Annotated in this window: 13 protein-coding genes; 4 read left to right on the top strand and 9 right to left on the bottom strand. The window is 66.4% G+C overall.

Translation table 11 applies throughout. From position 1 onward, the window contains the following. Window positions 1-130: 130 nt before the first annotated feature. The 9 genes from gcvH to BV210_RS14055 form a co-directional block, all read right to left on the bottom strand. Window positions 131-514 carry a glycine cleavage system protein GcvH gene (gene gcvH, locus BV210_RS14095; RefSeq protein ID WP_077207265.1) on the bottom strand — a complete coding sequence of 128 codons (384 nt, stop codon included), beginning with the start codon at window positions 512-514 and terminating at the stop codon, window positions 131-133. Continuing rightward, on the bottom strand, window positions 511-1614 hold the full coding sequence (gcvT, locus tag BV210_RS14090) for a glycine cleavage system aminomethyltransferase GcvT (RefSeq protein WP_077207264.1): 1104 nt from the start codon (window positions 1612-1614) through the stop codon (window positions 511-513). Before gcvT ends, gcvH begins: the two co-directional genes overlap by 4 nt. 45 nt (window positions 1615-1659) lie before the next feature. After that, the gene (gene thiC / locus BV210_RS14085) at window positions 1660-3069 is read right to left on the bottom strand and encodes a phosphomethylpyrimidine synthase ThiC (RefSeq protein ID WP_371340827.1); all 1410 of its coding nucleotides are present in this window, start codon (window positions 3067-3069) and stop codon (window positions 1660-1662) included. A 134-nt stretch (window positions 3070-3203) separates the two neighbouring features. Beyond that, window positions 3204-3902 (bottom strand): ABC transporter ATP-binding protein, encoded by a 699-nt coding sequence (locus BV210_RS14080; protein WP_077207262.1) that lies wholly within the window; start codon window positions 3900-3902, stop codon window positions 3204-3206. Then, entirely contained in the window at window positions 3895-4692 is a 798-nt protein-coding gene (locus BV210_RS14075) for an ABC transporter ATP-binding protein (protein ID WP_077207261.1), read from the bottom strand. The genes BV210_RS14080 and BV210_RS14075 overlap by 8 nt, the downstream gene beginning before the upstream one ends. Then, on the bottom strand, window positions 4689-5813 hold the full coding sequence (locus BV210_RS14070) for an urea ABC transporter permease (protein WP_077207260.1): 1125 nt from the start codon (window positions 5811-5813) through the stop codon (window positions 4689-4691). The genes BV210_RS14075 and BV210_RS14070 overlap by 4 nt, the downstream gene beginning before the upstream one ends. 1 nt (window position 5814) lies before the next feature. Continuing rightward, window positions 5815-6777 carry an urea ABC transporter, permease protein UrtB gene (gene urtB / locus BV210_RS14065; protein ID WP_077207259.1) on the bottom strand — a complete coding sequence of 321 codons (963 nt, stop codon included), beginning with the start codon at window positions 6775-6777 and terminating at the stop codon, window positions 5815-5817. A 1-nt stretch (window position 6778) separates the two neighbouring features. Beyond that, a complete protein-coding gene (locus BV210_RS14060) occupies window positions 6779-8053 on the bottom strand; it encodes an urea ABC transporter substrate-binding protein (protein WP_084802640.1) in 1275 nt (424 codons plus the stop codon). 354 nt (window positions 8054-8407) lie between these two features. Then, complete coding sequence (locus tag BV210_RS14055) at window positions 8408-9079, bottom strand: sulfite exporter TauE/SafE family protein (RefSeq protein WP_077207258.1); 672 nt, start codon at window positions 9077-9079, stop codon at window positions 8408-8410. A 337-nt stretch (window positions 9080-9416) separates the two neighbouring features. On the opposite strand from BV210_RS14055, the gene ureB reads away from it, so the two are divergent. The 4 genes from ureB to ureG are packed head-to-tail and all read left to right on the top strand — an operon-like array spanning window position 9417 to window position 12563. Continuing rightward, a complete protein-coding gene (ureB, locus tag BV210_RS14050) occupies window positions 9417-9848 on the top strand; it encodes an urease subunit beta (RefSeq protein WP_077208067.1) in 432 nt (143 codons plus the stop codon). Beyond that, the gene (gene ureC / locus BV210_RS14045; protein WP_077207257.1) at window positions 9845-11548 is read left to right on the top strand and encodes an urease subunit alpha; all 1704 of its coding nucleotides are present in this window, start codon (window positions 9845-9847) and stop codon (window positions 11546-11548) included. Before ureB ends, ureC begins: the two co-directional genes overlap by 4 nt. Window positions 11549-11550: 2 nt before the next feature. Then, on the top strand, window positions 11551-11952 hold the full coding sequence (locus BV210_RS14040) for an urease subunit gamma (RefSeq protein ID WP_077207256.1): 402 nt from the start codon (window positions 11551-11553) through the stop codon (window positions 11950-11952). Then, on the top strand, window positions 11949-12563 hold the full coding sequence (gene ureG, locus BV210_RS14035) for an urease accessory protein UreG (RefSeq protein WP_077207255.1): 615 nt from the start codon (window positions 11949-11951) through the stop codon (window positions 12561-12563). Before BV210_RS14040 ends, ureG begins: the two co-directional genes overlap by 4 nt.

Here is a 12563-nt window from a genome sequence, read left to right as displayed (position 1 = left end):
CTACACGAGGCAGCCCTAATCCGTTTGTGGCGAACACCAGCGGGACACCGTCGTATCTTCGACTGGATTCCGACCCGACGCACGAAGGTGACCGGCCGTTCGGCGGTGATCGGTCCGTCGCGGTAGCCGCTCAGGCGATCTGGTCGTCGTACGCCTCGGGCGAGAGCAGGTCGTCCAGTTCGCTCTCGTCGTCGATCTCGACGTCGAGCATCCAGCCGTCGCCGTAGGGGTCCTCGTTGACCAGTTCCGGAGCGTCGACGAGGTCGTCGTTGACCGCGACGACGGTGCCCGAGACGGGGGAGTAGAGGTCGGACACTGCCTTGATGCTCTCGACGACGCCGAACTCCTCGCCCTGGGTCACCTGGTCGCCCTCGGCGGGGAGTTCGACGAACACCACGTCGCCGAGTTCGTCCTGTGCGAAATCTGAGATGCCGACCCGGACGGTACCATCCTCGCGGCGTGCCCACTCGTGGGAGTCCAGAAACCGGCAGTCCTCGGGAATCTCGAAGCTCATCTATCCAGAAATGGCAACGCCTGTGTTTGTGCCTTTTTCGGCTCGCCCCGGACCATCACCTGCACGTTGACGCCCGGACTCCGATACTCGACGGGGAGGTAGGCCAGCCCGATCGGCTTCTCGAGCGTCGGGCTCATCGTCCCGCTCGTGACGGTCCCGATGGCCTCGCCGTCGAGGTCCCGGACGGTGTAGCCCTGTCGGGGAACCCCCCGGTCCACCAGTCGGAAGCCGGTCAGTCGCTCCGCGACGCCCTCGGCGTCGACCCGCTCCAGCGCGTCCCGGCCGACGAACTCCGTGTCGAGTTTGACCGTGAATCCGACCCCGGCCTCGTAGGGATTCCGGGGATCGTCCTCGGGATCGAAGTCCTGGCCCGAGAGGAGAAAGCCCATCTCGATGCGGAGGGTGTCGCGAGCGCCCAGCCCGCAGGGCTGGCAGTCGAACTGCTCCCACACTGTGTCGGCCTCGTCGGCCGGGGCGATCAACTCGAAGCCATCCTCGCCGGTGTAGCCGGTCCGGGCGACCAGGCAGTCGACGCCACCGACGGTCGCCGGGACGACGCCGAACCGGTTGAGTCCACAGATCGTCGTCCGCTGGTCCTCGGCGACGGCGTCGAGCAGGCGCTCCTCCGCGTCGGGCCCCTGGAGCGCGAACATGGCGTAGTCGTCGGTCCGGTTGGACACCTCAGCGTCGAGGCCCCACTCGTCGCGGTGGTCGACCCAGCGGTCGTACATCTGACCGTCGTGGCCGGCGTTGGGGATGAAGAGGTAGTCGGCGTCGTGTTCCGGCGGGAGGTTGTACACCACCGTGTCGTCGAGGATGATTCCGTCCTCGTCGGTGATCATCGCGTACTGTGCCTCGCCGGAATCGAGCGCGGGCACGTCGTTCGTCGTCAGCCGCTGCATCAGCTCCCGGGCGTCCGGGCCGGTCACTTCGATCTCGCCCATGTGGGACACGTCGAAGATCCCGACCGACTCGCGGACGGCCGCGTGTTCCGTGCGGATGGAGTCGAACTCCACCGGCATCTCCCACCCACCGAAGTCCGTGAACGACGCCCCCGCGTCCTCGTGGACGGCCTGCAGGGGCGGTGTGCGTCCCGTCATACCTGTATCGGCCCCGCCCAGCGACCTAACTCTTCCCCCTCCGCGTTAGTCGTCACCAGTCGCGTCCTCGCCGTCGGCCCCATCGCCGTGGACTGGCTCCACCCCGTCGGGCAGGTCCGGCACCTGGCTCGTGTCGTGGCTCCCCGTCGGCGGCAAGTTCACCTCGGCCGCTGCGGACTCGCTCAGGTCCGTCTCGTCCGAGATGGCCTCCATCTCGCCATCGGCGTCGCGGGCGTCCTGATCGATCCGCATCGAACAGAACTCCACGCCGCACATCGAGCAGAAGCGGGCCTCCTTGTAGTTGTCGCCGGGGAGCGTCTGGTCGTGGAACTCGCGGGCGCGTTCGGGGTCCAGCGCCAGATCGAACTGCCGCCGCCAGTCGAAGTCGTAGCGGGCTTCCGAGAGCGCGTCGTCCCAGTCGCGCGCACCGGGCTTGTCCGCGGCCACGTCGCCGGCGTGGGCGGCGATCCGGTAGGCTGCCAGCCCGTCCCGCACGTCCTCGGCCGCTGGCAGGCCGAGGTGTTCCTTGGGCGTGACGTAACACAGCATCGCCGCGCCGGCGCGGGCGGCCTCGGTCGCACCGATGGCGCTCGTGATGTGGTCGTATCCGGGTGCCACGTCCGTCACCAGTGGACCGAGCAGGTAGAAGGGTGCGCCATCACAGACCGCCTGCTGGCGCTGTACGTTGTCGGCCACCTCGTCGAGCGGAACGTGGCCCGGCCCCTCGACCATCACCTGCACGTCGTGATCCCACGCGACGCGGGTCAGTTCGCCCAGCGTCTCCAGTTCCGCGAACTGCGCCTCGTCGCTCGCGTCGGCCAAAGAGCCCGGTCGGAGGCCGTCGCCGAGGCTGAAGGTCACGTCGTGCTCGGCGAATATCTCACAGATGTCCTCGAAGTGGGTGTAGAGGGGGTTCTGGTCGCTGTTCTCCTCCATCCACTGCGCGAGGATCGAGCCACCCCGCGAGACGATCCCGGTCTTGCGGCCGTCGGTCAGCGAGAGGTGTTCGGCGAGGACGCCGGCGTGGATCGTCATGTAGTCGACGCCCTGCTCGGCCTGCTTTTCGATCACGGAGAGCAAGAGATCGGCGGTGAGATCGGCCACGTCGTCGACCTGCGTGACGGCCTCGTAGATCGGCACCGTCCCGACGGGCACCGGAGAGTGAGCGACGTTGGCCTCCCGGATCTCGTCGAGGTTCGAGCCAGTCGAGAGGTCCATCACCGTGTCCGCGCCGTAGTGGACAGCGGCGTGGAGTTTTTCGAGTTCCCCTTCGAGATCGCTCGTCGTCTCGCTGTTGCCGATGTTGGCGTTGACCTTCGTCGCGAACTCCCGGCCGATCACCATCGGGTCGAGCGACTCGTGGCCGTAGTTGGCGGGGATCACCGCTTGCCCCTCGGCGACCTGCTCGCGGACGTACTCCGGATCCCTGTTCTCCCGGTCTGCGACCCGCGTCATTTCGGGGGTGATCTCCCCCTCTCTGGCGCGGGCCAGCTGTGTCGATGGCATCCACCACTAGATAATATTACTAGGTAATAAGCCTTGGCTCGGCGGGGGTCCCGTAGTCGAGTCGGGCGGAAAGAAGGGGGTAGTCAGACCGCGAGGTACGAGGCGATGGTCTCCTCGTCTTCGAGGGCCGTTTCTCCGAGTTCGTCGACGATGGTCCCCCGTTCCATGGCGTAGCAGCGGTCGGCCATGTCCCGGATCACCGAGAGGTTCTGCTCGACGAAGAGGATGGTCGTGCCGAGGTCCTCGTTGATCGCGCGCATGTCCTCGCTGATCTGGGCGACGATGGAGGGCTGGATGCCCTCGCTGGGTTCGTCCAGCAGGAGGAGGTCGGGGTTGGCGACCAGCGCCCGCGCGATGGCGAGCATCTGCTGTTGGCCGCCGCTCATCGTTCCGCCCTTCTGGTCGCGGCGCTCGTCGAGGATCGGGAAGTAGTCGAACACGTCCTCGTAGAGGAGTTCGGACTCGCCCGCGTTTATGGACTCGCCCATCCGGAGGTTCTGTTCGACGGTGAGGTCGGGGAAGATCTCCCGACCCTGCGGGATGTAGCCCATCCCTTGCCGGGCCCGCTCGTGCGGCGGGTCGTCGGTCACGTCGCGGCCGTCGAACCGGACGATCCCCTCGTCGGGTTCGACGAGGCCCACGACGGTCTTCACGAGCGTCGACTTCCCGACGCCGTTTTTGCCCATCACGCCGACGATCTCGCCTTTTTCTACCGTCAGGTCCACGTTCCGGAGGATCGGCGTCGAGTCGTAGCCGGCCCGTACCCCCTCGAGTTCAAGCATCGGCCTCACCTCCGAGGTAGATCCGCTGGACCTCGGGATCGGCCTCGATCTCCTCGATCGGCCCCTCCCGGAAGGTCTCGCCCTGGTGGAGGACGGTGACGTGGTCGGCGATCTCGGCGACGAACTCCGTGTCGTGTTCGATCACGACGAACGCAATCGATCGCTCCTCGTTGAGGCGGGTGATCCGCTCGGCGATCCCGTCGCGCTCGTCGACCGAGAGGCCGGCGACGGGTTCGTCGAGCAGGAGGAGTTCCGGTTCCAGCGAGGCAGCCATGCCGATCTCCAGTTGCTGCTGTTCCCCGTGGGACAGCGCCGAGGCGTCGATGTCGGCCTTGTCGGCGAGCCCGGACGCCGCCAGCGCGTCGGCGATCCGCTCCTCGCGCTCGGTGCCGGAGGCCAGCCGCTGGATCGGCAGGCGGACGTTCTCCCGGACGGAGAGGTCCTCGTAGACGCTTGGCACCTGGAACTTGATCGAGAGCCCGCGCCGGATGCGCTCGTGGGGGTCCATCCCCGTGATGTCGTGGCCCTGAAAGTAGACCGAGCCCTCGGAGGGGGTGAGTGCCCCCGTGATCAGGTTCAGGAGGGTGGACTTGCCCGCGCCGTTGGGGCCGATGAGACAGCGCAACTCGCCGGCCTCGACGCCGAATTCCACGTCGTCGATGGCGGTCAGACCGCCGAAGCGCTTGGTCAGCCCGTCGGTCTGCAGGATGGTGTCGGTGTCGACCCCGGTCGCCAGCTCGGCGCTGGTCTGTTTGACCGCGGGGTCCATCCCCTCGGTAGCGTCGCTCATTCGACCACCTCCCCGGTCGGCTCGGTCGTATCGTCGGGCTCGCCACCGCTGCGGCGGTCACCGACCCAGGAGACGAGGTCCCGGAGTCCCGGAAGCAGCCCCTCTGGCAGCAGGAGGACGATGACGAGCAACAGGAGCCCGTTGATCACGAACGCCCAGTCGCCGACGTTCACCGAGAGGAAGAGTCCGAGTCGCTCGATGAAGACGGTCGCGACGATGGGGCCGAGCAGCGTCTTCCGCCCGCCGACGGCCACCCAGATGACCGGCAGGGAGGCCGCGGTGAGGCTGAACTGCGTGGGGCTGATGTAGTTCATGTAGGTGACGTAGAAGACGCCGCCGAGGCCGGCGAGCGCGCCGCCGAAGGTGAAAACGAGCAGTTTCACCCGCTTGACGTCGTAGCCGAGCATCTCGGTCCGGTCGGGGTCCTCGCGGATCGCGACCATCACGCGGCCGAAGTCACTGTTGAGGAGCGCCCGGAGCCCGAGGTACGTTCCCAGTACCACGAGCAAGGCGGCGTAGAACAGCGCGTCGTCCGCGAGGACGAGCGCCGAATCGCCGAACCCGAGGGCGAGGTCGGGGATGCCGGGCATCCCGTTGAACCCGCCGAGCGCTGCGTCGCCGATGGTCCAGAAGTCGCCCGCGGTCTGGTCGAGGAAGGTCTGCAACACGAGCACGACCACGAGGGTCATGATCGTCACGTACACGTCGCTGACGCCGCCGTAGAACATGAAGTAGCCCAGCACCGCCGCGAACAGCGCGGCAACACCGACGGCGATGACCAGGCCGGCCATCGTCCCGGCCGGTCCGGGGACGTTGATCCCGACGATACCGAAGGTGTAGCCGGCGACGCCGAAGAAGGCGACCTGCCCGAAGCTCAACACGCCGGTGTAGCCCCAGACGACGGCGAGGCTCAGCGCGAGCAACACGAGCGCGAGGTACTGGGACATGTTCGTGACCGCCGTGTCGAGCATGTACAGCGGGAACGCGAACATGAGCAGCGTGGCGACGACGAACCCGTACCAGAACCGCCGGGAGTCGCCCATCGTGTTTGGCCCGCTGAGGGCCGCCGCGAGTCGACCGAGCGGTCCAGTCCGTTCGTCGGAGGCGGTGTCGACGGCCATCTCACTCCACCTCCGCGCGGCGCTCGCGGATCCGTTCGACCAGCCCGGTCAGGCCGGCGGGCAGGAACCGGATCGAGACGATCGCTACCAGTAGCAGGGCGATCCGCCCGGCGAAGGTCCCGAACCAGTTCGAGAAGACGGCGTCGACGAACCCGAGGAGGCCGCCGGCCAGCAGCGTCCCGACGACGACGGATGCGCCACCGACGACGACGGCGACGAACGCGTCGACCAGGAACTGCGACCCCAGACCGGGCTCGATGCTCAGGAGTGGCGCGTAGAGCGCCCCGGTCAGGCCAGCCAGCCCGGAACCGAAGGCGAAGGTCAGCACGTACATGCGATCGGTGTCGACGCCCAGCGACTGGGCCATGTCCTCGTTCTGGATGGTCGCCCGGGCACGCATCCCGTAGTCGGTCCGGGCGAACACCAGGTAGAGCCCGATCAGTACGAGGACGGCGACCCCGGCCAGCGCGACCTGGTAGGTGCCGATCGACAGGCCGGCACCGTAGTCGAGCTGTCCGAACGGGATCGGGATGCCGTCCAGCGAGTTCCCGAAGACGTTGCGGAAGGTCTGGACCATGATGAGGCTGAGCCCCCAGGTCGCGACCATCGAGTCGAGCAGCCGGTCGTACAGCGGGGTGATGATCGGCCGGCCGAGGGTCCGCTCGGCGATCCAGTTCGGGATCGCTCCGGAGACGATCGTCCGCTCGACGAGCAGGCCGAACAGCGCGGTCACGAGCGCCCCGGTCAGCATCGCGGCGGGCAACGGGAGTGGGGGGATCGGCACGAACGGCAGCGCCCCGTTGTACGCGAGGGTGGTCGAGAACGCCCCGACCATGATGAACTCGCCGTGGGCGAGGTTGATCACCCCCATGATGCCGAAGATGATCGCCAGCCCGGTCGCCGCCAGCACGACGGCGGCGAAACTCGGGAAAAACTGGACGACCAGATCCATGCCGACGGCCATCCTACCCGGCCTCCTCGTAGTAGTCCTGGGGCGTGTACTGGGTCTCCTCGTCCTCCGCGGTGAGGTCACAGCCGACCGTGTCCTTGAGGAAGGTCTCGTCGATGACCATGTCGTCGACGGCCTCGACGTTGTGCTCGTCGTCGGCCCGCATGACCCACATGTGGTGGTTCACGTGGTGGGTCTCCGGGACGAGTTCGATCTCCTCACCCTCCGGGGCCTCCGGCGCGGGGTAGGTGATACCCGACTCCAGAGCTTCCTTGACCTCGGCCTGATCGGTCGTGCCGGCCTGTTCGACGGCCCGCTTGTACATGTAGATCGAGAAGTAGTTGTTCTCGGCTTCCTCGTTGAGGTAGGCGGCGTCGGGCCAGCGCTCGTAGTACCGGTCGACGAAGCCACCGTCCTCGGTGTTTCGCGTCGTCGGAATCTCCTCCATGTAGTTGACGCCGGCGTAGATGTTGGTCATCGCCGGCGGATCGAGCCGCAGGTGTTCGTGCCCCTGGGCCATCGCCGTCGAGGTCCCGATCGGGACGTCCAGCCCCGCGGAGGCCTTCTGCTCGTAGAAGGAGGTGTGGTTCGAGCCGACCAGCATCGACATCACGAAGTCCGGGTCGGCCTCCTGGATGCGATTGATCGTCGAGGAGAACTGGGAGTTACTGAGCGGGATGAACTCCTCGCCGATCACCTCCGCGTCGTTCTCGTCGGCCAGCACCTTCACCCAGTCGGCCGAGAGCTGGCCGAAGTTGTAGTCGGCTGCGATCGTGTAGATCTCCGACCCGTACTCCTCGACGAGGTACGGGAGGACGGCACCGAGCTGCTGGCGGGCGGTCGGCCCGACCGCGAAGACGTTCTTGTCACAGACCCCGCCCTCGTACTGGGTCGTGTAGAAGTACAGCTGATCGTTCTGGTCGATGGTCGGCCGGATCGTCTCCCGGGTGGCACTGGAGTAGCCGGCCCACAGCGCGTCGACCCGGTGCTGGTTGATCATCCGCCGGGTCAGCTCCAGGTAGCGGTCGTTGTCCGACTGCGGGTCCGGATCCTCGTACTCGACCTGCTGGCCGTCGATCCCCCCGTCGTCGTTGATCTCCTCGATCGCCAGGATGCTCGCGTGGTGTTTGGGCGTGCCGTTGAGCGCGAAGTTCCCCGACTGGTCTTCGAGGATCCCCAGCGTGATCGTCCCGCTCCCACTCTCGCCGAGCAACGCGCACCCGGCCAGCGAGGCCGTCGCGACGCCGGCTCCCCCGGCGAGCAACTCGCGGCGACTGACGCGTTTCGTCACGCCATCACACCCCCGCGAGGACGACCGTCCACAAAGTCCGCAGTTACGTTCGAGTTGTAGCCAATACTTCCGTGATTTTCCGAATATACGTCCACCATCTTTCGACGGAAGACTGTGATTGGCACGTACTTATAACAGTTTCCAAGCAGGTATTAATTCTCCCAAGATTCTGCCGTATTGTATAAGGACAGACCCCACACGTTAGCAATATAATCCGGGACTCGCTCGAAACCCAAACATTCGGTCAAAATTAGCACAGCCAATTACGGATGGTGAGAAAGTGAATGTAGAAGATTTGACAGGACAACTGTCGCTCGACTGTACAGGCGACGGAAACCGCCGACGACGGAGGCGTTAGAACAGGATCGGGCCGATGCCCAGCAGTTCGTTCGCCACGAGCAGACCGCCGATGCCGAAGCTCGCGCTCCCGGCGACGACTTTCAGGCCGGACTGGAGGCGGGTGGTCAGCACCGAGCCCCACAGGTACGAGAGGACGCTCATCGTCAGCACCGTGATGACCGAGAAGGAGAGCAACAGCGAGAACGAGGAGGAGACGGTCGAGGCGCTCGCGGCGAGCGCGACGACGATGGCACCGCTCCCGGCCAGTCCGTGGACGATGCCGACGAGGAACGACTCGCCGTCGACGTGCGTGTGGAAGGAGCCGATCGAGACGCTCCCGAGCGAGACGTGCGTGTGTTCGTGGCCGTCGTGTTCGTGGCGCTCGACGGTGAGTAGCCCCGCGACCTCCAGCAGCATCCGGAGACCGAGATAGACGAGGATCAGGCCGGCCAGTACCTCGAAGGCCAGCGTCACGGTCTCGGGGAGCGACGCACTGAGGAAGACGAAGAGGAGCCCGACGGCGATGATCGGGAGCGAGTGCCCGACACCCCAGGAGGCTCCGACTACGCCGGGGCGGTCGGTCTTCCGGTCGTCGACGAGCGTCGAAATTGCGGCCAGGTGGTCCGCCTCCAGCGAGTGCCGGAGGCCAACCACCGCGCCGGTGATCGCTGCAGCAGTGATTGCCATGTGTCCCGACACGAACCACCGTCGTGATTAATCCTCCGATCCGATCAAAATATCCGTCGCTTTTACCGACAGGAACCGAACGAATCCACCTAGTTTCCATCCGAAAGAATACAATCGAACGCGTTACTGGCAGAATTTCGTTCATACCGGAACACACAGTGGTCGGGACAGACCCCGATTTTACACGACTGTTCAGAAATTCTCGGTCGTTCGTCCACTGATTGCCCGTCTTTCCAGTTGCTTCGTTCGCCCCAACCGGCAATGATTAGTGAATGCTCTAGATATTCACCAGTGAACATGGACAATCGGCAAAAGATAGTGGCGAGAGGTGACGAAGATGGGAAGTGATCTGATTCCCGGCGAGGTCGACCCTGGCGAGGGGACTGTCACGATCAACGAGGGTCGGGAGACGGCCACGGTGTCGGTCGCGAACACCGGCGACCGGCCCGTGCAGGTCGGCTCGCACTTCCACTTCTTCGAGGTCAACCGGGCGCTCGCCTTCGACCGGGAGACGGCGTTCGGGATGCGGCTGGACGTGCCGGCGGGCACCGCAGTCCGGTTCGAGCCGGGCGACGAGCGCGAGGTCGACCTCGTGGCCTACGGCGGGAACCAGCGCGTCACCGGGCACAACGGGCTGACCGACGGCGCGACCAGCGACGGCGAGGTCGGGGCGGCGCTGGCCCGGGTTCGGGAACGCGGGTTCGGGGATACCGGCAGTGGAGACGACCAGCCGACCGAACCCACGGACACTGCGGAGGACGCGGAATGAGAGACGTCTCGAGACGCCAGTACACGGACCTGTACGGCCCGACGGAGGGATCGCGGGTCCGACTGGGCGACACCGAACTCTTCGCCGAGGTCGAGGAGGACCTCGGCACACCCGGCGACGAGGCGGTCTTCGGCGGCGGGAAGACGCTCCGGGACGGCATGGGGATGGCCTCGGGCGTCACGGCCGCGGAGGGGGCGCTGGACTGGGTGCTGACGAACGCGGTCGTGATCGACCCCGTGCTCGGAATCGTCTCGGCCGATATCGGGATCGAGGACGGCGAAATCGCGGGCGTCGGGAAGGCTGGCAACCCGGACACGATGGACGGCGTCGACATGGTGGTCGGCCCCTCGACCGACGTGTACAACGCCGAGGGGATGATCGCCACGCCCGGCGGGCTGGACATTCACATCCACTTCAACAGCGAGAACCTGTACGAGCACGCCCTCACGTCGGGAATCACGACGATGGTCGGGGGCGGCTACGGCGGCGGCGCGACCACCTGTACGACCGGCCCCGCGAACATCGAGCGGTTCCTGCAGGCGGCCGACGAGTGGCCGGTCAACGTCGGCTTCTACGGAAAGGGCAACGCCAGCGATCCCGAACCGCTCCGCGAACAGGTCGAAGCAGGCGTCTGCGGGCTGAAGATGCACGAGGACTGGGGGTCGACGCCCGACGTGATCGACACCTGCCTCTCGGTCGCCGAGGAGATGGGCGTCCAGACGGCGATCCACACGGACACCCTCAACGAGTCCGGGTTCGTCGAGGACACCTTCGACGCCATCGACGGCCGGACGATGCACATGTTCCACATCGAGGGGGCCGGCGGCGGCCACGCACCGGACATCATCGAACTCGTCGGTGAACCCAACGCCCTCCCCTCGTCGACGAACACCTCGATGCCGTTCACGGAGAACACCGTCGACGAGCACCTGGACATGGTGATGGTCTGTCACCACCTCGACGACGACGTGCCCGAGGACGTGGCCTTCGCGGAGTCGCGCATCCGCCCGGAGACGCTGGCCGCTGAAGACGTCCTCCACGACGAGGGCGCGGTCTCGATCATGACCTCCGACTCGATGGCGATGGGCCGGATGGCCGAGGTCATCTCGCGCACCTGGCAGACCGCGGACAAGATGAAACGCCAGCGCGGCTCCCTGCCGGGCGACGAGGGGACCGACAACGACAACGAGCGCATCCTCCGATACATCGCGAAGTACACGATCAACCCGGCGATCACTGCGGGCATCGACGACTACGTCGGCTCGCTCGAACCCGGCAAGATCGCGGACGTGGCGCTGTGGGAGCCCGAATTCTTCGGTATCAAGCCCTCGATGGTGTTCAAGGGCGGCTTCCCGGTCATGTCGAGCATGGGCGAGGCCAACGGGTCGCTGATGACCTGCGAGCCGATCGTCCAGCGCGAGCGCGCCGGCGCTGTCGGGAAGGCCAAACACGCCCTCTCGCTGTCGTTCGTCAGCGAGGCCGCCGCCGAGCGCGGGGTCGGCGAGGCGTACGGTCTCGACAGCGAGGTCGTCCCGATCTCTGGCGCCCGGACGGTCGCGAAGTCCGACATGGTACGCAACGACTACTGCCCGGACGACATCGAGGTCGACCCAGAGACGTTCGAGGTCACAGTGGATGGCGACGTGATCAGTTGCGAACCAGCAGAAGAGATCCCGCTCGCACAGCGGTACATGCTCTAACGATGAAACTCACACCCAAAGAACGCGAACGGCTGACGATCTTCATGGCCGCAGAGCTCGCACGACGCCGCCGGGAGCGCGGTGTCGAGCTGAACCACCCCGAGACGGTCGCGCTCATCTCGGACTGGGCCTGCGAACGCGCCCGCGAGGGGATGGGCGTCGCCGAGATCCGCTCGGCGGCCCAGACCCTGCTCACCGAGGAAGACGTCATGGACGGCGTGCCCGAGATGATCGACACGGTGCAGGTCGAACCGACCTTCCCCGACGGGACGAAACTCGTGACGATCCACGACCCGATCCGGTTCGAGACGCCGGAGCAGGCAGAGGAGATGGGGTTGGCGACCGACGGCGGTCGGCCGGCGGAAGCCGACTCCCCGGACGACGACGGAGGTTCGGAGCCGTGAGCCGGCAGGTCGCCACCGTCGGCATCGGCGGCCCGGTCGGCTCCGGCAAGACCTCGCTGGTCCGGGCGCTCGTCCCGCGGCTACGCGAGGAGGGACTGGAGGTCGGCGTCATCGCCAACGACATCCTGACACAGGAGGACGCGGACGTGCTCCGGGAGTCCTTCGCGGGCCAGATCCCGCCGGAACTGGTCGCCGGCGTCGAGACCGGGGCCTGTCCCCACACCGGCATCCGGGAGGACCCGTCGATGAACTTAGAACAGATCGACCGGTTCCTGGAGATCGAACCCGACCTCGACCTCGTCCTCCTGGAGAGCGGCGGGGACAACCTCGCGGCCACGTTCAACCCGGAACTGGCCGACTACTTCGTGTACGTCATCTCGACGGCGGAGGGCGACGACATCCCCCGAAAGCGCGGCCCGGGCGTCACCGAGGCCGATCTGCTGGTGATCAACAAGACCGATCTGGCACCCCACGTCGGGGCCGATCTGGACCTGATGAAGCGGGACGCGAACGAGGTCCGGGACGGGCCGGTGATATGCACGAACTGCAAGACCGAAGACGGGATCGACGCCGTGGCCGACGAGATCCAGGGCCAGGTGTTGTTCGCCTGA

The sequence above is a fragment of the Halorientalis sp. IM1011 genome, from assembly GCF_001989615.1.
Classification (GTDB): Archaea; Halobacteriota; Halobacteria; order Halobacteriales; family Haloarculaceae; genus Halorientalis.
The sequence above is the reverse complement of the archived record's forward strand: the minus strand, read 5'-3'. Positions and strand labels throughout refer to the sequence as shown.